Source organism: Streptomyces sp. NPDC059866 (assembly GCF_042731325.1).
Classification (GTDB): domain Bacteria; phylum Actinomycetota; class Actinomycetes; order Streptomycetales; family Streptomycetaceae; genus Streptomyces; species Streptomyces flavusporus.
The window spans coordinates 138,715-160,038 of record NZ_JBHWJT010000011.1 but is presented as its reverse complement, the minus strand read 5'-3'; the positions used below and the strand labels follow the sequence as shown (position 1 = coordinate 160,038).

Sequence of the window (21,324 nt, the reverse complement as noted above, 5' to 3'; positions counted from 1 at the left end):
TGACGATGGACTCCCAGACCTCACAGTCATCACAGGCATCACAGGCATCCCAGTCAGCCCCTTCACCTCATACGTTCCAGGTCGACCTGCGCGGTCTGGTGGATCTGCTCTCCCATCACCTCTACTCCAGCCCGAAGGTCTATCTGCGCGAGCTGCTGCAGAACGCCGTCGACGCCATCACCGCCCGGCGGGCCGGACAGCCCGACGCCCCGGCGCGGGTGCGGCTGTACGCCGGGGGCGGCGCCCTGCGGGTGGAGGACTCCGGTGTCGGGCTCACCGAGGCCGATGTGCACAGCCTGCTGGCGACCATCGGCCGCAGTTCCAAGCGTGCCGAGGGGATCCAGGAGGTGCGCTCCGACTTTCTCGGGCAGTTCGGCATCGGATTGCTGGCCTGTTTCGTCGTCGCCGAGCGGATCCGGGTCGTCAGCCGCAGCGCCCGCACGCCCGACGCCCGGCCCGTGGAGTGGACGGCGACCGACGACGGCTCGTACACGGTGCGGACGCTGCCGGACGAGGCCCGTCCCGAACCGGGGACCACTGTGCACCTGGTGGCACGGGCCGGGGCCGGGGAGTGGCTGGCCGAGGAGCGGGTGCTGGCGCTGGCGCGGGACTTCGGGTCGCTGCTGCCGTACGACGTGCGGGTGGGCGACGAGGCGGTCGCCGACCTTCCGGCGCCCTGGAACCGGCCGTACCCCTCCCCCGCCACCCGGAGGGTGGCCCTGGCGCGGCACTGTCACGGGCTGTTCGGGTTCACGCCGCTGGACTCGATCGACCTCAACGTGCCGCTCGCGGGCATCCGCGGTGTGGCGTACGTCCTGCCCTCCGCGGTCAGCCCGGCGCAGCGCGCCCGGCACCGGGTCCATCTCAAGGGCATGCTGCTGACCGAGCGCGCCGAACAGCTGCTGCCCGACTGGGCGTTCTTCGTTCGCTGTGTGCTCGACACCGACAGCCTGCGGCCCACGGCGTCACGCGAGTCGCTCTACGAGGACGAGACGCTGGCCGCCGTACGGGAAGCGCTGGGCGAGCGGATCCGGTCCTGGCTGACGGGTCTTGCCGCCGGTGATCCGGAGCGGCTGGCGGCGTTCCTGTCCGTGCACCATCTGGGCGTGAAGTCCCTTGCGCGGCACGACAGGGAGATGCTGCGCACGATGCTGCCGTGGCTGCCCTTCGAGACGACCGACGGGCAGCTGTCACTGGAGGAGTTCGCCCTGCGGCACCCGGTGGTGCACTTCACGCGCACCGTCGAGGAGTACCGGCAGGTCGCCCCGATCGCGTCCGCGCAGGGCATCGGCGTCGTCAACGGCGGTTACACGTACGACAGCGAACTGGTCGAGGCGCTGCCCTCGGTCCGCCCCGGCACCGTGGTGGCCGAGCTCGACGCCGACACGGTGACCGCCCACCTGGATGCCGTCGACCCGGCCGAGGAGCTGGCCCTTTCGGGCTTTCTGGCGGCCGCGCGGGCCACCCTGGACCCACTGGGCTGTGACGTGGTCCTGCGGGCCTTCCACCCCCTGTCCGTGCCGGCACTGCATCTGGACGACCGGGCGGCCCGGCACGAGCAGGCCCGCGCGGAGGCGGAGGAGCAGGCCGACGACCTGTGGGCGGGCATCCTGGGCTCGTTGCGCGGCAGCACCCCACGCGCGCGTCTGGTGCTCAACCACCTCAACCCGCTGATCCGCCGGATCAGTTCACTGAACGAACCGGAGCTCGTGGGCACCGCCACGGAGTCCCTGTACGGCCAGGCCCTGCTCATGGCGCAGCGCCCGCTGCGGCCGGCCGACTCCGCGCTGCTGAACCGCGCGTTCATCGGCCTCCTCGAATGGGCCACCCACAGCGACTCCGACTCCCCTGGGGACGGTCACCGATGAGTGAGATCACCGACTTCGACGCGCTGCGCCGGGCGATGGCGGAGAACTCCGAGCAGCCGGAGGGCCCCGCCCGCAACGCGCGCGCGGAACAGCTGCTCGCCGAGGCCGAGAAGCTGGGCATCCCGCTCGCCGTGATCGAGGTGCTCGGACACCAGCTGAAGGTCTACAACTACAGCTCCGAGAAAGACAAGATGTTCGTCCCCTTCGCGCGTCTGCTGCGCATGTGGGACGAGCGGCCCGAGGACTTCGACGAGTACGAGACCCACTCCCTGCACTGGGTCTTCAAGTGGATGTCGTCCGGCATGCTCGACCAGCCGCACATCCCGCTGGCCTCCATCGAGAAGTGGCTCGGCGAGATGGAGCGCCGCTACCGCCTCGCCGGTCACTCCGAACGGGCCGTGCGCAGCGCCGAGTTCAGCGTGGCCGCGCATGTCGGAGACGTGCAGCGGGCGGAGCGGGCGTACGCCGCGTGGCTGGCCGCGGACCGGGACAGGATGGCCGACTGCCACGCATGCGAGCTGCAGGGTCAGGGCTGGTGGCAGGCGGAACGGGGCGCGGACGCCGAGGCGCTGAAGCTGTGGGGTCCGGTGCTGGACGGCGAGTTCACCTGCGCCCACGAGCCGCACACCACGCTGGCGTCCTCCCTTGTGCCCCTGCTGCGGCTGGGCCGCCTGGACGAGGCACGCGCCCACCATCTGCGCGGCTTCCGGCTCGTACGGGCCATGGAGAGCATGCGGGGCGCGTACGCCGACCATGTCGAGTTCTGCGCGCTGACCGGCAACGAGGCACGCGGTCTGGAGCTGCTGGCCGAGCGGCCGGCGTACTTCACCGACACCGGGCATCCGCGCAGCCGAATGGAGTTCATGAGCGTGGTGAGCCTGCTCATGGACCGCCTCACCGAGCTGGGCCTGGGCGATCAGCAGGTACCGGGACCGGCCGGCCGGACCTGGAACGCACGCGGACTGGCCGCCCACGCGCGCGCGGAGGCCCTCGCCCTGGCGGCGCGTTTCGACCAGCGCAACGGCACGTCGCACGTCAGTGAGCGGGCACGCGCGCGGATGGGGCAGCGGCCGCTGGTGGAGCGGCTCGCCCTGGGCGTGCGCGCGGAACGGCTGTCTGCGGGCGTACGGTCGGTCCCGGCGTCCGTGGCCCCCGCCCCGGTCGCGTCCTCGCCCACCGCGGGCGCGGACGAGCCGGACCTGGCCGCGCTGCTGGCCGAGGCGCGCCGCCTGTCGGATGCCCTGCAGCCGAACGCCGTCGAGGCCTGGGCGGCCGTCGCCCGGGCCGCGGAGGGCGTCGGCCTGGACGCCCGTGACCGCGCGGAGATCGCCGATCACCGGGCGATGGACCTCGGACCCGAGGGCGCCGAGCTCTTCGAACGCGCCGCCGAGCTGTACGCCGAGGCGGGCGACCCCGGTGAGGCGCTGGCGGCACGCGCGCGTGCGGCGTACGTACGTGCCCTCGGGGGGCGGGTCGCCGAGGCGGTCGAGGCCGTCGCCGAGCCCTACAACCGGGTCCTCGCCCTGTATGCCGAGGGTGCCACGGGCGTCCGGCAGACCGCGTCCGTGCTGATGGGGCGGGCGCGGATCCTGATGCGGAGGGTGCAGGAGGCGGACGAGGCCGCCGGGGCGCCGGAGGCCGGCGTTGCCGCAGAGGCCGACGCCGTACCGTCCCCCGGCTCCTCGCAGGAGGCCGTCCTCGCCGCGGCCGAGGCGGCGGCGCGGGAGGTGCTCGCGCTCGTGGAGGGGCAGGCCGGGGACGACGTCCGGCTCGCCGCACGGGCCGCCGAGGCGCGGGCCATGCTTGCCGAACTCGCGGTGCACCACGGGGATCTGGAGGCCGCCGCCGAACTGTTCGCGCAGGCCTCGGCGGCGTACGTCGACGCGGGGCTGCCGTGGTTCGCGGTGGAGTACGAGGCCCGGCTGGCCGGGCTCGCCCACCACCTCGGCGACATGGCGGAGGCCGAGCGGGCGCTGAAGGCGGCCCTGGAGCACGGCGGACCGCACCTGGAGGCGACCGGCCGGACCCAGCTGCACCTGCAGCTCGCCGAGGTCCTCGGCGGCAGCGACGAGTCCGCGGAGGCCGCCGAGCACGCTCTGGAGGCAGCACACTGGGCCGACGAGGCCGGCGAGGGCCCGACGTTCGGCGCCTGGGCCCGGCACCTGCTCGGCGGGTTCCTGCTGCGGCAGGGGCGGTGCGCCGAGGCCGCCGAGGTGCTGGAGTCGGCGTTGCTCGACCTGACCGCCGAGACGCACGGCGACGGCGCGATCGTCCAGACCCAGTGGTGGCTCGGCGACTGCCTCAGCGAGCTCGGGGAGCACCGCGCCTCCGCCGAGCGCCGACTGCAGGCCGCCGAGATCGCCCGGCACTGGCCCGAGCAGCAGGACCACGCGACCCTCGCCCACCTCGCCGCCGAGTCCCTCGGACAGGCGGGGCTGCCCACCGAGGCGGACCGGGCGTACGCGCGCGCGGGCGACCTGTGGCGTTCCCTCGGCAACGTCCACGGCCTGGTCCGCTCGCTGCGCGCCCGCGCGTGGCTCGCCCTGCGCACGGAGGACGGCACGGACACCGCACGGGAGCTGATGACGCTCGCCCTCGGCGAGTGCGAGCGGGCGCTGGATGCCACGGCCGACGAGGACGCGCAGCAGCGGCTGACCGCCGAACTGGGCGACACGCACCGCCAGTTCGGCGACCTGCTGGCCCGCTCGTCCGCCGAGGACGCCGGGGACGGCTCGATCCAGGCCGCGTTCGCGGAGGCCCTGGCCCAAGTGGCCCAGGCCGTCGCGGTGTTCGCCTCGCTCGGGGACGCCGCCGTGCACAGCCGTACCGGTGCCGAACTCGCCGCGGGCTGGCTGGCGGCCGACCTGGGCCGCAGCGCGGAGGCGGCTGCACGCGCGCGTGCCGTACTGGCCGCGTACGCGGATGCCGTCGACGAGACCGACGTCGCTCGGGCGCGACGGGCAGAGGCCGAACAGCTGCTGCGGGTGGCGGAGGAACAGGAGGATCGTTGAACGAAACCCCACGGAGGCGGGGAGCAACGGGCCCTCCACCGATGGGCCCGACTCCACCGAGGGGCCCTACTCCACCCCTATGAGCAGCAGCGCCCCCTGCCGTCCACCCCGGTACACCACCGTGTCGACGGCGAGATACGCCTCCCTCACCCGGGCCTCCAGACGCTCGGCCACGGACTCGGGAACCTCGTCACCGAGGACGAGGGTCACCAGTTCCCCGCCGGCCGCGAGCATCCGGTCGAGGACGGACTCGGCGGTGGCGGTGACGTCCGACCCGATCACCGCGACGTCCCCGTCGATGAGGCCGAGGACGTCACCGGCCTGGCAGATGCCGGCCATGGTCCAGGACTGGCGTTCCGCGACGACGACCTCGCCGTAGCGGGTCGAGCCCGCCGCCGACGTCATCGACACGACGTCCTCGTCGAAGCGGCGCTCCGGCTCGTGCACCGCGAGCGCCGCGATGCCCTGGACCGCGGAGCGCGTGGGGATGAGGGCCACCCGGATGCCCTCCGCACGGGCCTGCTCGGCCGCCGCGGCCGCGGTGTGGCGCAGCTCGGCGTCGTTGGGCAGCAGGACGACCTCGCGCGCGTGCGCCCGCCGTACGGCCTCGACGAGCTCCCCGCTCACGGGCGGCTCCCCGGGGCGCGCGAGCACGGTCGTCGCGCCCGCCTCGGCGTACAGCCCGGCCAGGCCCTCGCCGGGTACGACGGCCACCACGGCTCGCTCGGCCCGCTCCCGGGCCGGCCGCTCCCCGCGAGAGGTGTGCACGTCGTCGGCCGCGAAGTGCGTGATCCGGATCCGGTACGGCCGCCCGGCCTCGACACCCGCCTCCACGGCGGCGCCGGCGTCGTCCACGTGCACATGGACGTTCCACAGCCCGTCCCCGCCGACGACCACGAGCGAGTCCCCGAGCACGTCGAGCCGCTGCCGCAGCCGCGCCACGGATGCGTCGTCGGCCTCCAGGAGGTAGATCACCTCGTACGCGGGACCGCCCTCCGTCACCCCGTCCGCGCACTCCGCCGCATCGTCGGCACCCGGTCCGCCCCGAGGGGCCTGCCCGGTGTCGGACCCCACGCGCGCGTGCCGCACGGAAGCCGACACCGCCACCGTGCCCGGCACCTCCCCCGTGAACGTCTCCACCAGCGCCGCCAGCACCGCCACCAGCCCGCGTCCTCCGGCGTCGACCACCCCGGCCCGCTCGAGGACGGCCAGCTGTCCCGGGGTCGCGGCGAGAGCGGCCCGCGCCCCCTCGTAGGCGGCCCGCGCGACCGTCCCGCAGTCGCCCTCGGCTCCACCGGCCGCGTCGGCGGCGGCCGAGGCGACCGACAGGACCGTGCCCTCCACGGGGTGGGCCACGGCCTGGCGGGCGGAGTCGGCCGCGCGCCGCAGCGCCAGCCGCAGCCCTTGGGCGTCGATGTGAGCGTCCTCACCGTCGACGAGCTGCTGCGCCATACCGCGCAGCAGCTGCGCGAGGATCGTCCCGGAGTTGCCTCGCGCCCCGATGAGCGCCCCGTGGGCCATCGCGCGGGTGACCTCGGCCAGCGACGGCCCCCCGGTATCCCCGGAACCGACCTCGTGCGCGGCGAAGACCGCCTCCACCGCGGCGACCGCCGACTCGACGGTCAGGTACAGATTGGTGCCGGTGTCCCCGTCCGCCACGGGATACACGTTGATCGCGTCGATCTCCTCACGCGCGCGTCCCAGCGCCTCCAGCGCGAGACCGCACCAGGTACGCACCGCCAGAGCATCGAAGAATGTCTGCGGCACCTGCGCCACCTGCGCCTCCTTGAGCTGGACGTCGGACGCAGCGTAGCCCTGGGGCCGGTGCCCGGCGGAAGAGGGCGGGGGCGGACGCCTGAGCCGTCGTGGTAGTTTCGTTGTACGGGCGCAGCCGTTGTATGCTGCTCCGGTTGCCCGATCCTGATCGGGCTATTCCCCTGGCAACGCCACTCAGATATCAGATCGCTCGCAAGAGCCTGAGATCTTGATCCCGGCATGCCGGGATCAACCGTAAGTGCATCTGAAGTCTTTGGAGTGACCCGTGGCTGCCAACTGCGACGTCTGCGGCAAGGGGCCGGGCTTCGGCAACAACATCTCGCACTCGCACCGCCGTACGTCCCGCCGCTGGAACCCGAACATCCAGCGTGTGCGTACCGTGGTCGGCGGGACGCCGAAGCGCGTGAACGCCTGCACCTCGTGCATCAAGGCCGGCAAGGTCTCGCGCTGACGCACAGCTGCTAAGCGCGCGGCCACTGCTGGTTCGCTGCAGAGAGCCGGTCCACCTCGTGTGGACCGGCTCTCTGCTGTGCCCGAAGCGGATTCCGCGGCCATGGGCATCGAGCCGAGGGCAAGCGCTTACGCGCCGCCGCCCGCCCGGAAGCGCCACCCATGGTCCACCGGCCCGATCCCCCCACCGAGCGCGTACCCGGCCGCGATCGCCCCGGTGACGTACTCCTTGGCCGCCGCCACCGCCTCGGGCACGGACTGCCCCTTCGCCAGCTGCGACGCGATCGCCGACGCGAGGGTGCAGCCCGTCCCGTGCGTGTGCCGGTTGTCGTGCCGGGGCGCGCGCAGCCAGTGCTCCTCGGAGCCGTCGGTGAGCAGATCCACGGCGTCGCCGGGCAGATGCCCGCCCTTGATCACGACCCAGGTCGGTCCGTACGCCAGCACGGCCGCCGCGGCCCGGCGCAGGTCGGCCTCCGACTCGACCCGTACACCCGTCAGTTGGGCGACCTCGTCGAGGTTCGGCGTCACCACGGTCGCCGCCGGCAGCAGCTTCGTCCGTACGGAATCCAGCGCGGAGGCCGCCAGCAGCGGGTCCCCGTGCTTGGAGACGCCCACCGGGTCGACGACCGTGGGCGCGTCCGTCTCGCCGATCAACTCGGCCACCACCTCGACCAGTTCGGCCGAGGCCAGCATCCCGGTCTTCACGGCTTGGACGCCGATGTCGTCGACGACGCTGCGGTACTGGGCCCGCACCGCTGCCACCGGCAGTTCCCAGGCGCCCTGCACCCCGAGGGAGTTCTGTGCGGTGACCGCGGTGAGCACGCTCATGCCGTGCACGCCGAGCGCGAGCATCGTCTTCAGGTCGGCCTGGATGCCCGCGCCCCCGCCGGAGTCCGAGCCGGCCACGGTCAGCACTCTGGGCGGCGCGCTCATGACTCGATGTCCCCGAAGTGGTCCCAGCCGCCCTTGGCCCACGCCGCCCCGTCGACCGTCACCTGCGGCAGTGCCGAGGGGTTGAGCACCTCACCGATGACCTTCCAGCGGGCGGGCAGCTTCACGTCCGGCGGGAAGGTCGCCACGATCGCGTGGTCCTCTCCCCCGGTGAGCACCCACTGCAGGGGGTCCACCCCGACCGCCTGCCCGATGTCGTTCATCTGCGAGGGGACGTCGATCGCACCGGAGCGGATGTCGATGCGGACCTTGCTGGCCTCCGCGATGTGCCCGAGGTCGGCGATCAGCCCGTCGCTGACGTCGCACATCGCCGTCGCGCCCAACGCGGCCGCCGCCGGACCGGCGTGATACGGCGGCTCGGGGCGCCGGTGCGCCTCGACGAAGGCGCGCGGCGAGCGGAACCCGCGCGACAGCACCGCGTAGCCGGCGGCGGACCAGCCGAGCCAGCCGGTCACCGCGACGAGGTCACCGGGCTGGGCGCCGGCCCGGGTCACGGGCTCCTGGTTGCGCAGATCGCCGAGCGCGGTGATCGACACCATGATCGTGTCACCCCGTACGACATCACCGCCCACCACGGCGGCGCCCGCGACCTGGCACTCGTCGCGCAGGCCGTCCATCAGCTCCGTCGGCCAGGTCACCGGGAGTTCGGCCGGGACGACCAGACCGAGCAGCAGCGCGGTCGGGACGGCGCCCATCGCCGCGATGTCCGCGAGGTTCTGCGCGGCCGCCTTGCGGCCCACGTCGTACGCCGTGGACCAGTCCCGGCGGAAGTGCCGCCCCTCCAGGAGGAGGTCGGTACTGGCCACCACCCGACGGTCGGGCGCGGCGACCACCGCGGCGTCGTCACCCGGCCCGACCCGCACCGCCGGGGTGGTGGTGAGACGGGAGGTGAGCTCCCTGATGAGCCCGAACTCACCGAGCTCACCAACAGTGCCCTTCATTGCCCTTACGCCCCTTCTGTCCCTGTGCGTTCCCGGTCGCGGGCCATCAGTGTCCTCGATACGGTCGAAGTGACCGCCGATCCGCCCCGCCCGACCGTCAACATCCGTCGTGCCTGCACCGCGGCGCGTGTGCCGTGGTCACCGCAGGTCTCCCCGCGGCGAGCGGCAACGCGATACCGTGGCGTTCCTTTTCCCCACATGATCCTCGTGGCCGCCCTGGAGGTTCCGTGGTACAGGCGTACATCCTGATCCAGACGGAGGTCGGCAAGGCGTCGACCGTCGCCGAGACGATCAGCAAGATCCCTGGGGTGATCCAGGCCGAGGACGTGACGGGACCGTACGACGTCATCGTGCGCGCCCAGGCCGACACCGTCGACGACCTCGGCCGCATGGTGGTCGCCAAGGTCCAGCAAGTGGACGGGATCACCCGCACCCTGACCTGCCCGGTCGTCCATCTGTAGCCCCCGTCTACCCTTGGCCGGTGAAGTTTTCCCGTCACCGGCTCATCGGTCTGCCCGCGTCCGTCCTGTTGATCACCGTCGCGGGCTGCTCCTCAGCAGACGACAGCGCGGGCACCGCGGTTCCCAGCCCGGACACAGAGGTCACCAAGCTGTGTCAGAACCTGGACGGTGCGCTGCCGCGTGAGGTCGCCGGTCTGGAGCGCCGGGACCCCGAGCCCCGGTCCGTCCTCACGGCGGGCTGGGGAAACCCCGCGATCATACTGCGCTGCGGTGTCGCACGGCCGCCGAAGATGATCGACCCGAAGGTGGCGGAGGGGCGGGATCCCGACGCGGTGGCCGGGGGCGTGAACGGCGTCGACTGGCTGATGGAGGACGCGGGCGACGGGGCGTACCGCTTCACAACCGCCAATCGTCTTGCGTACGTCGAGGTCGCCGTGCCGGCGGGGCGCGACTCGTCCGCCGTGCTCATCGACCTGGCTTCGGCCGTCAAGAAGGCGATCCCGAGGGGGATCGCCGACTAGGACCTGTCCGGCGGCGGTCAGCGCAGTCCGGTTGAGCGGCGAAGTGCCGCCTGGATCAGGCGGTCCACCAGCTCCGCGTACGCCACCCCGCTCGCCTGCCACATCTGCGGGTACATCGAGATGGGCGTGAAGCCGGGCATCGTGTTGATCTCGTTGATCACGAACTCACCGTCCTCGGTGAGGAAGAAGTCCGCCCGGACGAGCCCTTCGCAGGACGCCGCCTCGAACGCCTCGACGGCGAGCCTGCGCACCTCGGCGGTCTGCTCGTCGGTGAGCGGGGCCGGCACGATCCCCGGCGTGGAGTCGATGTACTTCGCCTCGAAGTCGTAGTACGCGTGGGCGTCCGGCGGCGGGATCTCGGCGGGGACGGAGGCGCGCGGGCCGTCCTCGAACTCCAGCACTCCGCACTCGATCTCACGGCCACGCAGCGCGGCCTCGACGATGATCTTCGGGTCGTGGCGCTGGGCCTCGGCGATCGCCTCGTCGAGGCCTTCGAAGGACTCGACCTTGGTGATGCCGATCGACGACCCCGCGCGCGCGGGCTTCACGAACAGCGGCCAGCCGTGCTCCCCCGCGAACTCGGCGATCCGGCGCCGCGCGCCGGTCTCGTCGAGCTGCCACTCGCGCGGCCTGATCACCACGTACGGGCCCACCTTCAGCCCGAACGAGACGAACACCCGCTTCATGTACTCCTTGTCCTGGCCCACGGCCGAGGCGAGCACCCCGGAACCCACGTACGGCACGCCGGAGAGCTCCAGGAGGCCCTGGAGCGTGCCGTCCTCGCCGTACGGACCGTGCAGCACCGGGAAGACCACGTCGACCTCGCCGAGCGCCTTGGGGACCGATCCGGGCTCGCTGTAGACGACTTCGCGGCTCGCGGGGTCGACGGGGAGCAGCACACCGCCCTCGGTCGACTCGGCGAGCTCCTCGACGTCGGGCGTGCGGCGGTCGGCGATCGCCATGCGCTCCGGTTCGTCGGCGGTGAGCACCCAGCGGCCTTCCCGGGTGATGCCGATCGGCAGGACGTCGTACTTCGTCCGGTCGATGGCCCGCAGTACGGCGCCGGCGGTGACCATGGAGATCCCGTGTTCGGAGCTGCGCCCGCCGAACACGACGGCCACGCGCGGCTTGCGAGACGGCTGCTCAGGGCTCTGGGGGAGGTTCTCGGTGCTCATATCGCGATGAGGGTACCCGTTGGTAGGGCCCCGACCTAGCGCCTCCCCGGGCGGGGCGGAGTCGGCGGCGGTTCGGCAGCGCCCTGAAGGGGCGGGGGACTGTGTCGACATGCGGCTCCTCCCCCGCTCTCGGCTTCTTCCCCACGATCGGCTTCGCTCGCGTGGGGGACCCCCATGAGCGGGGGGACCCCCACCGTGGGCGCGACGAGCCACGACGGCGCCGCGGACGACCGACGGCACCTCGCGGCACTTCCCTTCGCGGCACCACCCGCGGAGCGCTCAGCGCCGTTCCGGCTTCGCGCTGCGCGACATCAGCTCCTTGAGGGCGACCACGGGAGGCTTGCCCTCGTGCACGATCCCGACGACCGTCTCGGTGATCGGCATGTCGACACCGTGCCGGCGGGCCAGATCCAGCACCGACTCACAGGACTTGACACCCTCGGCGGTCTGCTTGGTGACCGCGATGGTCTCCTCGAGGGTCATGCCCTTGCCGAGGTTGGTGCCGAAGGTGTGGTTGCGGGACAGCGGCGACGAGCAGGTCGCCACCAGGTCGCCCAGGCCCGCGAGCCCGGAGAAGGTCAGCGGGTCGGCGCCCATGGCGAGCCCGAGCCGGGTGGTCTCGGCGAGCCCGCGCGTGATGAGCGACCCCTTGGCGTTGTCGCCGAGCCCCATGCCGTCCGCGATGCCGACGGCGAGCCCGATGACGTTCTTGACCGCACCGCCGAGTTCACAGCCGACGACGTCGGTGTTGGTGTACGGGCGGAAGTACGGCGTGTGGCAGGCGGCCTGGAGCCGCCGGGCGACCGCCTCGTCGGTGCAGGCGACCACGGCCGCCGCCGGCATGCGCGCGGCGATCTCGCGGGCGAGGTTGGGTCCGGTGACCACGGCGACCTGCTCCGGGCCGACCTTGGCGACATCCTCGATGACCTCGCTCATCCGCATGGCGGAGCCGAGTTCGACGCCCTTCATCAGCGAGACCAGAACGGTGCCGGGGGCCAGCAGCGGCACCCAGGCGGCGAGGTTGTCGCGCAGGGTCTGCGAGGGGACGGACAGCACCGTGAAGTCGGCGCCGGCGGCGGCCTCGGCGGGGTCCGTGGTGGCGCGCAGGTTCTCGGGGAGTTCGAAGCCCGGGAAGTAGTCGGGGTTGGTCCGGCTGGAGTTGATCGCTTCCGCGACCTCCGCGCGGCGCGCCCACAGGGTGACCTCGCACCCCGCGTCGGCGAGCACGATGCCGAACGCCGTGCCCCACGAACCCGCGCTGAAGACCGCAGCCTTGACCGGCTTGCTCACTGCCCCTGCCCCTCTTCCCGGCCGAACTGCCCGGCCACTTCCCGACCGGCCGGACCGGCCGCCCTGCCCTGCGCCCTTGCCTCTGCCTGCGCGGGCACCTCTGCCTGCGCCCGCGCCTGCGTCTGCGCCTCGGTCCGGCGCCGCTGCTCGACGCGTTCGCGCTTCGGGTCGTACGGCGTCTCGGGTGCCCGCTCGCCACGGATCTCCTCCAGCTGCCGGGTGATCGCGGCCATGATGACCTCGGTGGCCTCCTTGAGGACGTCCGCGGTCATGTCCTTGCCGTAGAAGGGCGAGAGGTCCACCGGCGGGCCGGCGAGCACATGGCTGGTCTTGCGCGGGAAGAGGTGCGGCTTCTTGGCGTACGGCGGCAGCAGTTCGTTGGCGCCCCACTGGGCGACCGGGATGACGGGGCACTTGGTCTTCAGCGCGACGCGGGCGGCACCGGTCTTGCCGGTCATGGGCCAGCCGTTCGGGTCGCGGGTGATGGTGCCCTCGGGGTAGAACGCGACGCACTCGCCGCGCTCCACGGCGTCGATCGCGGCCCGGAAGGCGCTCAGTGCGTCTGTGCTCTCGCGGTAGACGGGGATCTGTCCGGTGCCGCGCATCGCGGCGCCCACGAATCCCTTCCTGAAAAGCCCGCTCTTCGCCAGGAATCGCGGAACCCGTCCGGTGTTGTACTGAAAGTGCGCGTACGCGAATGGGTCGGCATGGGAATTATGGTTGACCACGGTGATAAAACCGCCCGCGGCCGGAATGTGCTCCATTCCACGCCAGTCCCGCTTGAGCAGAACGACCAGCGGCGGTTTGCAGATCACCGCGGCGAAGCGGTACCAGAAGCCGATTCTGCGGCGGGGCACACGGACACCTTCCTTCCAGGGCATGGGGGCCGCACAAGTGTCGCCCCAGGCCGCCTGTCTGTCGAGAACACCGTACGCCCGAGTCTCCGCCCGCCCCCATGGCCCGGGTGACAATGGCCGCGACAAGAGAGGGACGAACGCTCGTGCACTGGACCTTGGTGATACCCGTGAAGTCTCTGGCGCGGGCCAAGAGCAGGCTCTCCGACGCCGCCGGCGACGGGCTGCGCCCGGGCCTCGCCCTCGCTTTCGCGCAGGACACGGTGGCCGCCGCGCTGATCTGCCCGGCGGTGCGGGATGTGGCAGTTGTCACGGACGACGCCCTGGCGGGCCGGGAGCTGGCCGCGCTGGGCGCCCGGATCGTCACGGACGAGCCGAGCGGCGGCCTGAACGCCGCTCTGGCGCACGGAGCGGCAACCGTCCGGGCCGAACGTCCCGAAATCCCCGTCGCCGCCCTGAACGCCGATCTTCCCGCCCTGCGCCCACCGGAATTGGCCCGGGTGCTGGAGGCGGCCGGGGAATTCCCGCGCGCCTTTCTCCCCGATGCGGCCGCAATCGGTACGACACTGCTGGCGGCCGCTCCGGGCCGGGAATTGCTCCCGGCATTCGGCACGGATTCCCGGGCCCGCCATCGCGCATCCGGCGCGGTGGAACTCGGCCTCGGGGGCGTGGATTCGGTACGCCAGGACGTGGACACCGGCGACGATCTGCGTGCGGCGCTCGCCCTCGGAGTGGGACCCCGTACGGCAGCGGCCACAGCGCGGTTGCTGATCCCGGGGCAGTAGGCTGCCGTCATGCAGGCCACCGCATACACCTACGACGCCGAGACGCGCAGCGGGCAGGTGCTGCTCGACGACGGCACTCCGGTGCCTTTCGACGCCGCCGCCTTCGATGCGGGCGGGCTCAGACTGCTGCGGCCCGGGCAGCGGGTGCGTATCGAGGTGGAGGGGTCCGAGGACAGCCCCCGGATCACCCTGGTGACACTCCAGACGCTCTGAAACCCCCCTGCTCAACCGCCCCTGCTCAACCGTCCCGAAACACACCGCGGGCCGGGCTCCCGAGGGGAGTCCGGCCCGGCGCGTGAGCAATTCCGCGCCGCTACCTCTTGCGGGCGGTGGTCTTCTTGGCGGCGCTCTTGCGCGCCGTCGACTTCTTGGCGGGGGCCTTCTTGGCCGTCGCCTTCTTCGCCGGGGCCTTCTTGGCGGTGGTCTTCTTCGCTGCGGTGGTCTTGGCGGCCGCCGTGGTCTTCTTGGCGGGGGCCTTCTTCGCCGCGGCCTTCTTCGCAGCCGCCGTGGCCTTCTTGGCGGGGGCCTTCTTCGCCGCGGCCTTCTTCGCCGCGGCCTTGGTGGTCTTCTTGGCGGCGGCCTTCTTGACCGTGGCCGCGGCACCGCCGGTCAGGCTGCCCTTGGGCGCCTTCTTGACGGCGACCTCGCCCCCGCGCGGGAGCTTCTTCGAGCCGCTCACCAGGTCCTTGAAACCCTGGCCCGCACGGAACCGCGGCACCGAGGTCTTCTTGACCCGAACCCGCTCGCCCGTCTGAGGGTTGCGGGCGTACCGGGCCGGCCGGTCGACCTTCTCGAACGAACCGAAGCCGGTGACCGAGACCCGCTCACCTGCAACGACCGCTCGGACGATGGCGTCCAGTACATGATCGACAGCGTCGGCAGCCTGCTGGCGGCCGCCCATCTTGTCGGCAATCGCTTCTACGAGCTGCGCCTTGTTCACGTCTTCCCCTTCGGAGACATCGCCAGAACGAAAGTGTTCAAGCTTTTCGCACGTTAGGCAGATATATACCGCAAATCAAACACGAAACGGGCTAATCACCCTTGTGCCGCAGCCGACTCGACGGTTCCGGACTGTTCAGGCTTCCTCTTCGGGGAATCGACCCTCGTCGAGGTCGGCCGTGAACCGCTCCAGGCGCCTTGTCGCATCGGCAAGATCGTGCTTGGCCGCGGCCGTGATGACCAGCAGCTTCCGGGTCAGCGCCATCCGTACGCCCTCCGGGACTTGCAGTGCGCGCACCCTTGCGTGCGCTTCCTTGAGTTGGTCCGCGACCGCCGCATAGAGCTCGAGTTGGCCGTCGTGTTCCATGCACAGATTGTGCCATCTGGGGCGAGTTGTCGCCTGCCCGGGGTGGCAACTGCCGCCTCAAACGGCCCTCCGGGCCCCTGTCGACGCCGCGTTGTCAAGGCTCGCGTACCCCAACAACAACCGTCCTAACGTGGGAAGTTGAAGGAACGGACGGTGTCGCGCGCGGCACCGTCCGGGCGCAAAAACGGCTGTGCCCCCGATCGGTCCGATCGGGGGCACAGCCAGGGTCTGGGGTGGCCGAAACTCGACCGCCGGGGGGGTCCGAAGGTTCAGACCTTCAGCGTGCGCGGCTTGTACGCGGGCCGCCCCGCCTCGTACGTGGCGATGTCGCCCTCGTTCTGCAGCGTGATGGAGATGTCGTCCAGCCCGTTCAGCAGCCGCCAGCGGGAGTTCTCGTCCAGCTCGAAGGAGGCGGTGATGCCCTCCGCGCGCACCTCGCGGCGCTCCAGGTCGACGGTGATCTCGGCCTGCGGGTCCTGTTCCGTGAGCTCCCACAGCGCGTCGACGATCTTCTGCTCCAGAACCACCGTGAGCAGCCCGTTCTTCAGCGAGTTGCCGCGGAAGATGTCGGCGAAGCGGGAGGAGATCACGGTCTTGAAGCCGTAGTTCTGCAGCGCCCAGACGGCGTGCTCACGCGAGGAACCGGTGCCGAAGTCGGGGCCGGCCACCAGCACGGTCGCACCCTGCCGCTCGGGCTGGTTGAGGATGAAGGACGTGTCCTTGCGCCAGGCCTCGAACAGCCCGTCCTCGAACCCGTCCCGGGTCACCTTCTTGAGCCAGTGGGCGGGGATGATCTGGTCGGTGTCGACGTTGCTGCGTCGCAGCGGGACGGCCCGGCCGGTGTGGGTGGTGAATGCTTCCATGACTGATCAGACTCCAGCGGGCGTACGGGCGGGCTCTTCGGTCAGGTCGGCCGGGGAGGCCAGGTGGCCGAGCACGGCGGTCGCGGCGGCGACCTGCGGCGACACCAGGTGCGTACGGCCGCCCTTGCCCTGCCTGCCCTCGAAGTTGCGGTTGGAGGTGGACGCGGAGCGCTCACCGGGGGCCAGCTGGTCGGGGTTCATGCCGAGGCACATCGAACAGCCCGCGTGCCGCCATTCGGCGCCGGCCTCCTTGAAGACGACGTCCAGCCCCTCGGAGACGGCCTGCAGACCGACCCGCGCGGAGCCCGGGACGACCAGCATCCGTACGCCGTCGGCCACTTTGCGGTCCTTCAGGAGCTCGGCGGCGGCGCGCAGGTCCTCGATGCGGCCGTTGGTGCAGGAGCCTACGAAGACGGTGTCCACCTTGATGGAGCGCAGCGGCTGCCCGGCCTCCAACCCCATGTATTCCAGGGCCTTTTCGGCGGCCAGGCGCTCCGAAGCGTCTTCGTACGAAGCAGGGTCGGGGACGGCGGCCGAAAGGGGCGCGCCCTGGCCGGGGTTGGTGCCCCAGGTGACGAACGGCGACAGTTCGCCGGCGTTGATGACGACCTCGGCGTCGAACTCGGCGTCGTCGTCGGTGCGCAGCGTCTTCCAGTACTCCACCGCCGCGTCCCAGTCGGCACCCTCGGGGGCGTGCGGACGGCCCTTGAGGTAGGCGAACGTGGTCTCGTCGGGGGCGATCATGCCCGCGCGGGCGCCGGCCTCGATCGACATGTTGCAGATGGTCATCCGGGCCTCCATCGAGAGCTTCTCGATGGCGGAGCCGCGGTACTCCAGGATGTAGCCCTGGCCGCCGCCGGTGCCGATCCTGGCGATGATCGCCAGGATCAGGTCCTTGGCGGTGACGCCCTCGGGCAGTTCGCCGTCGACCGTGATCGCCATGGTCTTGGGGCGGGCCAGGGGCAGCGTCTGGGTGGCCAGCACATGCTCGACCTGCGAGGTGCCGATGCCGAACGCCAGCGCGCCGAAGGCGCCGTGCGTGGAGGTGTGGGAGTCGCCGCAGACGACGGTGGTGCCGGGCTGGGTGAGTCCCAGCTGCGGGCCGACGACGTGGACGACGCCCTGCTCGACGTCGCCGAGCGGGTGCAGCCGTACGCCGAACTCGGCGCAGTTCTTGCGCAGCGTCTCCAGCTGGGCGCGGGAGACCGGGTCCGCGATGGGCTTGTCGATGTCGAGGGTGGGGGTGTTGTGGTCCTCGGTCGCGATGGTGAGGTCGAGGCGGCGCACCTTCCGGCCGCTCTTGCGGAGGCCGTCGAAGGCCTGCGGGCTGGTCACCTCGTGCAGCAGGTGCAGATCAATGTAGAGGAGGTCGGGCTCGCCCTCGGCGCGCCGGACGACATGGTCGTCCCAGACCTTCTCCGCGAGTGTCCTACCCATCGCTTTCCCTCCGGTCGGCAAAGGTGCGCCGACCCAACTAGAGATCTTGAGGAGGCGGCGCCCGCACCCCGGTGTCCGGGCGCCCGCCGCCAGGCCCGTCGGTCCGCGGGCCACTGTGCCTTCGTGACATCCAGGGTGGCGTGTTCCACCGAAAATTGAACTTGCGTTTCACAGAGTGAGACGCAAGTATCGTTGCATGGACAACAGTAGCGGCGTCGGCGTTCTGGACAAGGCGGCCCTCGTCCTGAGCGCTCTGGAGTCCGGTCCGGCCACCCTCGCGGGTCTGGTCGCGGCCACCGGACTGGCACGACCCACGGCTCACCGCCTGGCCGTGGCTTTGGAACACCACCGTATGGTGGCGCGCGACATGCAGGGCCGTTTCATTCTCGGCCCGCGGCTGGCAGAACTGGCCGCGGCCGCCGGCGAGGACCGCCTCCTCGCCACGGCGGGCCCGGTGCTCACCCACCTCCGTGACGTCACGGGCGAGAGCGCACAGCTCTACCGACGTCAGGGCGACATGCGCATCTGCGTCGCCGCGGCGGAGCGCCTGTCCGGCCTGCGGGACACGGTCCCGGTCGGCTCGACACTCACGATGAAGGCCGGTTCCTCGGCGCAGATCCTCATGGCCTGGGAGGAGCCGGAGCGTCTGCACCGGGGCCTGCAGGGCGCCCGCTTCACGGCCACCGCGCTCTCGGGCGTACGACGCCGGGGCTGGGCGCAGTCGATCGGCGAGCGCGAGCCGGGCGTCGCGTCCGTCTCCGCACCGGTACGCGGCCCCTCCAACCGCGTCGTGGCCGCCGTCTCCGTCTCCGGCCCCATCGAGCGCCTCACGCGCCACCCGGGCCGTATGCACGCGCAGGCGGTCATCGACGCCGCCGCCCGCCTCTCCGAGGCCCTGCGCCGCTCGAGCTGACCAGCGGCCGGTGACCGGGAGGAGGGCCCGCCTCAACGCCGCGGCAGGCTCGTCCCCCGATGTCCGCCCCGCTCACTTCACCTTGAGTCGGTCGGCCGCACGGTCGCCGCGCCGGGCGACCGGCACCACCCCGGTGGCCCGCCCGAGGCCGAACTCGGGCATGTTCACGTAGACCGACTCGTAGGACCCGGCGGGCACGACGTACGTCTCGTGCCAGAAGCCGACCTTCCCCTTCCCCGCCCGCAGCCGCCGGTTGAATGCAGCCCAGGCCGGGCGGTGCCGCCGGTCCGGTGCCGAGGCGTACGCAAGGAGCTTCTCCTGCGAGTCCCAGTACTGCACGACGTACAGCACCCGCGGGAAGCCCAGCAGGAACTGGTACCCCAGCAGTCCGCTGCCCTTCTCGCGCGAGAGCTCCGCCAGCATGGGCGGCATGGCCTTGGCGACCGGCCACCAACTCCGCAGTGCCGCAAAGCTGTTGACGCGCATCCCGATGAGGAAGACGACGATCTCGCCCTCACCCGCGGCGGACATGCGCCCTTCGATCGGCTTGCTCATGATGTCCCCCATCCCGTCATTGGATAGCGTCGCTATCCATGCTTGGATAGTGACACTCCCCAACAGGGAGCGCAAGCGGAAACTCGAACACGGGACGGACATGCGACTGGCGGAGCTGAGCGAGCGCAGCGGGGTCTCCACGGCCACGATCAAGTACTACCTGCGCGAGGGCCTGCTCCCGCCGGGCCGCCGGGTCACCGCCACCCAGGCCGAGTACGGCGAGGAGCACCTGCGCCGGCTGCGCCTGGTGCGGGCACTGATCCAGGTCGGCGGGGTCTCCGTGGCCTCCGCGCGAGACGTGCTCACCGCACTGGACGACGACTCCCTGGACCACAACGCGCGCCTGGGCACCGCCGTGTGGGCCCTCCCGCACGGCAGGTCCGCCGACGCGGAGGACCCGGCGACCGAGACGGCCCGGCAGCGCGCGAACCGCCTGCTGGAGCTGCTCGGCTGGGGCTACGGCCCCACGACCGATGTGACGCCCCCCGCGCTCGGGATGCTCGTCACCGCGATCGCGGCCCTGGAGCGGCTCGGATATCCCTGCGCCATCGAGGACTTGGAGCCGTACGCCCGCACGCTGAGGCAGCTCGCCGTCCACGACCTGGATCTGGTGGAGCGGTACGGCGGCACACCGGACGAACAGGTGGAGGCGGCCGTGGCGCTGACCGTGCTGTACGAGCCGGTGCTGCTCGCCCTGCGCCGGCTGGCGGAGGCGGAGGAGTCACGCCGCCGGTTCGGCAGGGTGTGAGGCAGGGAAGTCGGCCCGGACACGCCGATGGGCCCCCACCGAAGTGGAGGCCCATCGATCTGCGTACCCCCGACCGGATTCGAACCGGCGCTACCGCCTTGAGAGGGCGGCGTGCTAGGCCGCTACACAACGGGGGCGAGGATCTTGCGTTTCCGCAGATCCGAGCTGGTCTACCTGGACTCGAACCAAGACTAACTGAACCAGAATCAGTCGTGCTGCCAATTACACCATAGACCAATGTGGTTTAGACCAGTGCGTACCCCCGACCGGATTCGAACCGGCGCTACCGCCTTGAGAGGGCGGCGTGCTAGGCCGCTACACAACGGGGGCCTTGATCCCGAAGGATCCGTACCCCCGACCGGATTCGAACCGGCGCTACTGCCTTGAGAGGGCAGCGTGCTAGGCCGCTACACAACGGGGGCTTTGCAGATGAGCTCTGCGAGCTGGCCTACCTGGACTCGAACCAAGACTAACTGAACCAGAATCAGTCGTGCTGCCAATTACACCATAGGCCACTGGAACGCAAGCCCCTGAGGGGATCTTGTTCTAGCTTTGCGCTGTCGGTTTCCGGCCTCTCGGCCCGCTCCCCGGCGGCGCAGGAAGAACATTACCTGAAGGTGGACGGGGCTCCAAAACGGCTTTCCGAGCCGAGGATCGCGGGGAGTTCGGTGAGCGAGGCGATCCGGTGCGGTCCGGTGGAGGCGTCACCGCTGGTGTACGCACCGCCACGGTCGATCCAGACCGACAGCAGTCCGGCGTCGGCGGCGCCCCGCCCGTCGATCTCCGGGTGGTCTCCGACGTACGCGACGAGATGCGGCGGCAGGGCCAGCGCCTCGCACACCGCGAGGAAGGCGCCGGCCTCGGGCTTGGAGACGCCGAGCTCGGCGGCGCACAGCACGGCCTCGAAGCGGTCGCGCACGCCCAGAACGCGCAGCTTGCGGTCCTGGACGTGCAGGCTGGAGTTGGAGAGCACCGCGTGCCGGTGGCTGGCGGCGAGGGCGTCCAGGGCGGGCAGTACGTCCGGGAAGAGGGCCCAGGCGGCCTCGTAGTGCCCGAGGTACCGCTCGAACCAGGCCTCGGCCTCGGCGTCGCTGAGCTCCTCGCCGAGAAACACCCGTACGCGGTCCCGCCGCTGCTCCTCGAAGGACACCTCACCGGCGGCGAACCGCGCCCACTGCCGGTCCGTGACCTGCCGCCAGTACGCGAGGGCCTGCTCGACGCTGTCGTACCCGTCGAGCAGGCCCTCGGCCGCCAGGTGCGCGCCCATTCCGGCGCGGTCCGCGGTCGTGTAGTCGAAAAGCGTGTCGTCGACGTCCCAGACCACGGCCTGAATGCTCATGGTCCGACGGTAACCCGGCGACCGCGGGTTCCGGGCGGGTACCGCGAAGGGGCGGCACCCGTTCCGGATGCCGCCCCTCG

General features: G+C 71.6%; 21 protein-coding genes and 5 tRNA genes. 9 read left to right on the top strand and 17 right to left on the bottom strand.

Annotation, left to right across the window (positions count from 1 at the left end; all coding sequences use genetic code 11):
* The first annotated feature begins 5 nt into the window (after positions 1–5).
* Both ACFV7R_RS18960 and ACFV7R_RS18955 read left to right on the top strand, forming a co-directional pair.
* Positions 6–1,868, top strand: a complete 1,863-nt coding sequence (locus ACFV7R_RS18960) for an HSP90 family protein (protein ID WP_385264604.1) — start codon at positions 6–8, stop codon at positions 1,866–1,868.
* Entirely contained in the window at positions 1,865–4,879 is a 3,015-nt protein-coding gene (locus tag ACFV7R_RS18955; protein WP_385264602.1) for a tetratricopeptide repeat protein, read from the top strand. Before ACFV7R_RS18960 ends, ACFV7R_RS18955 begins: the two co-directional genes overlap by 4 nt.
* A 66-nt stretch (positions 4,880–4,945) precedes the next feature.
* Here the strand turns inward: ACFV7R_RS18955 and ACFV7R_RS18950 are convergent, their stop codons facing one another.
* Positions 4,946–6,655, bottom strand: coding sequence for a DAK2 domain-containing protein (locus ACFV7R_RS18950; RefSeq protein ID WP_385264600.1), 1,710 nt, complete (start codon positions 6,653–6,655; stop codon positions 4,946–4,948).
* 265 nt (positions 6,656–6,920) lie between these two features.
* On the opposite strand from ACFV7R_RS18950, the gene rpmB reads away from it, so the two are divergent.
* A complete protein-coding gene (rpmB, locus tag ACFV7R_RS18945; protein WP_003993230.1) occupies positions 6,921–7,106 on the top strand; it encodes a 50S ribosomal protein L28 in 186 nt (61 codons plus the stop codon).
* Between the two features lie 128 nt (positions 7,107–7,234).
* On the opposite strand, the gene thiD is transcribed toward rpmB, so the two are convergent.
* Together thiD and ACFV7R_RS18935 are read right to left on the bottom strand one after the other, a co-directional pair.
* Complete coding sequence (gene thiD / locus ACFV7R_RS18940; RefSeq protein WP_385264598.1) at positions 7,235–8,038, bottom strand: bifunctional hydroxymethylpyrimidine kinase/phosphomethylpyrimidine kinase; 804 nt, start codon at positions 8,036–8,038, stop codon at positions 7,235–7,237.
* Positions 8,035–8,997 carry a thiamine-phosphate kinase gene (locus tag ACFV7R_RS18935; RefSeq protein ID WP_129801546.1) on the bottom strand — a complete coding sequence of 321 codons (963 nt, stop codon included), beginning with the start codon at positions 8,995–8,997 and terminating at the stop codon, positions 8,035–8,037. The genes thiD and ACFV7R_RS18935 overlap by 4 nt, the downstream gene beginning before the upstream one ends.
* Positions 8,998–9,224: 227 nt before the next feature.
* Between ACFV7R_RS18935 and ACFV7R_RS18930 the strand changes: the two genes are divergently transcribed.
* Both ACFV7R_RS18930 and ACFV7R_RS18925 read left to right on the top strand, forming a co-directional pair.
* Complete coding sequence (locus ACFV7R_RS18930) at positions 9,225–9,458, top strand: Lrp/AsnC family transcriptional regulator (protein ID WP_003997603.1); 234 nt, start codon at positions 9,225–9,227, stop codon at positions 9,456–9,458.
* 20 nt (positions 9,459–9,478) lie between these two features.
* On the top strand, positions 9,479–9,979 hold the full coding sequence (locus ACFV7R_RS18925) for a DUF3515 domain-containing protein (protein ID WP_385264595.1): 501 nt from the start codon (positions 9,479–9,481) through the stop codon (positions 9,977–9,979).
* Between the two features lie 17 nt (positions 9,980–9,996).
* Here ACFV7R_RS18925 and ACFV7R_RS18920 read toward each other — a convergent pair whose 3' ends face one another.
* The 3 genes from ACFV7R_RS18920 to ACFV7R_RS18910 form a co-directional block, all read right to left on the bottom strand.
* On the bottom strand, positions 9,997–11,154 hold the full coding sequence (locus ACFV7R_RS18920) for a D-alanine--D-alanine ligase family protein (RefSeq protein ID WP_385264594.1): 1,158 nt from the start codon (positions 11,152–11,154) through the stop codon (positions 9,997–9,999).
* Positions 11,155–11,433: 279 nt separating this feature from the next.
* Positions 11,434–12,444 (bottom strand): NAD(P)H-dependent glycerol-3-phosphate dehydrogenase, encoded by a 1,011-nt coding sequence (locus tag ACFV7R_RS18915; protein WP_129801549.1) that lies wholly within the window; start codon positions 12,442–12,444, stop codon positions 11,434–11,436.
* A complete protein-coding gene (locus ACFV7R_RS18910; protein WP_385264593.1) occupies positions 12,441–13,301 on the bottom strand; it encodes a lysophospholipid acyltransferase family protein in 861 nt (286 codons plus the stop codon). Before ACFV7R_RS18910 ends, ACFV7R_RS18915 begins: the two co-directional genes overlap by 4 nt.
* 143 nt (positions 13,302–13,444) lie before the next feature.
* On the opposite strand from ACFV7R_RS18910, the gene cofC reads away from it, so the two are divergent.
* Positions 13,445–14,083, top strand: a complete 639-nt coding sequence (gene cofC / locus ACFV7R_RS18905) for a 2-phospho-L-lactate guanylyltransferase (protein ID WP_385264591.1) — start codon at positions 13,445–13,447, stop codon at positions 14,081–14,083.
* Positions 14,084–14,092: 9 nt separating this feature from the next.
* Positions 14,093–14,296 (top strand): hypothetical protein, encoded by a 204-nt coding sequence (locus ACFV7R_RS18900; protein ID WP_385264589.1) that lies wholly within the window; start codon positions 14,093–14,095, stop codon positions 14,294–14,296.
* A 100-nt stretch (positions 14,297–14,396) separates the two neighbouring features.
* On the opposite strand, the gene ACFV7R_RS18895 is transcribed toward ACFV7R_RS18900, so the two are convergent.
* The 4 genes from ACFV7R_RS18895 to leuC all read right to left on the bottom strand — a co-directional run bounded on the left by ACFV7R_RS18895 (position 14,397) and on the right by leuC (position 17,689).
* Complete coding sequence (locus ACFV7R_RS18895; RefSeq protein WP_385264587.1) at positions 14,397–15,023, bottom strand: HU family DNA-binding protein; 627 nt, start codon at positions 15,021–15,023, stop codon at positions 14,397–14,399.
* A gap of 135 nt (positions 15,024–15,158) precedes the next feature.
* Entirely contained in the window at positions 15,159–15,389 is a 231-nt protein-coding gene (locus ACFV7R_RS18890) for a hypothetical protein (RefSeq protein ID WP_129801554.1), read from the bottom strand.
* A gap of 269 nt (positions 15,390–15,658) precedes the next feature.
* A complete protein-coding gene (gene leuD, locus ACFV7R_RS18885; protein WP_385264586.1) occupies positions 15,659–16,252 on the bottom strand; it encodes a 3-isopropylmalate dehydratase small subunit in 594 nt (197 codons plus the stop codon).
* Between the two features lie 6 nt (positions 16,253–16,258).
* Entirely contained in the window at positions 16,259–17,689 is a 1,431-nt protein-coding gene (leuC, locus tag ACFV7R_RS18880) for a 3-isopropylmalate dehydratase large subunit (protein WP_385264584.1), read from the bottom strand.
* A 196-nt stretch (positions 17,690–17,885) separates the two neighbouring features.
* Between leuC and ndgR the strand changes: the two genes are divergently transcribed.
* Positions 17,886–18,602 (top strand): IclR family transcriptional regulator NdgR, encoded by a 717-nt coding sequence (gene ndgR, locus ACFV7R_RS18875; RefSeq protein WP_129801557.1) that lies wholly within the window; start codon positions 17,886–17,888, stop codon positions 18,600–18,602.
* Positions 18,603–18,674: 72 nt separating this feature from the next.
* Here the strand turns inward: ndgR and ACFV7R_RS18870 are convergent, their stop codons facing one another.
* Positions 18,675–19,157: a DUF4188 domain-containing protein gene (locus ACFV7R_RS18870; RefSeq protein WP_385264583.1), complete on the bottom strand. Its 483-nt coding sequence runs from the start codon at positions 19,155–19,157 to the stop codon at positions 18,675–18,677.
* 100 nt (positions 19,158–19,257) lie between these two features.
* On the opposite strand from ACFV7R_RS18870, the gene ACFV7R_RS18865 reads away from it, so the two are divergent.
* Positions 19,258–19,905, top strand: coding sequence for a MerR family transcriptional regulator (locus ACFV7R_RS18865; protein WP_385264789.1), 648 nt, complete (start codon positions 19,258–19,260; stop codon positions 19,903–19,905).
* Positions 19,906–19,969: 64 nt separating this feature from the next.
* Here the strand turns inward: ACFV7R_RS18865 and ACFV7R_RS18860 are convergent.
* From ACFV7R_RS18860 to ACFV7R_RS18835, 6 genes are all read right to left on the bottom strand, one after another.
* Positions 19,970–20,042: transfer RNA gene (locus tag ACFV7R_RS18860), tRNA-Glu, on the bottom strand.
* A 28-nt stretch (positions 20,043–20,070) separates the two neighbouring features.
* Positions 20,071–20,142: transfer RNA gene (locus ACFV7R_RS18855), tRNA-Gln, on the bottom strand.
* Positions 20,143–20,162: 20 nt separating this feature from the next.
* Positions 20,163–20,235, bottom strand: a tRNA-Glu gene (locus tag ACFV7R_RS18850).
* A gap of 19 nt (positions 20,236–20,254) precedes the next feature.
* Positions 20,255–20,327: transfer RNA gene (locus tag ACFV7R_RS18845), tRNA-Glu, on the bottom strand.
* 21 nt (positions 20,328–20,348) lie between these two features.
* Positions 20,349–20,420, bottom strand: a tRNA-Gln gene (locus ACFV7R_RS18840).
* A gap of 92 nt (positions 20,421–20,512) precedes the next feature.
* The gene (locus ACFV7R_RS18835; protein ID WP_385264581.1) at positions 20,513–21,244 is read right to left on the bottom strand and encodes an HAD family hydrolase; all 732 of its coding nucleotides are present in this window, start codon (positions 21,242–21,244) and stop codon (positions 20,513–20,515) included.
* Positions 21,245–21,324: the final 80 nt, after the last annotated feature.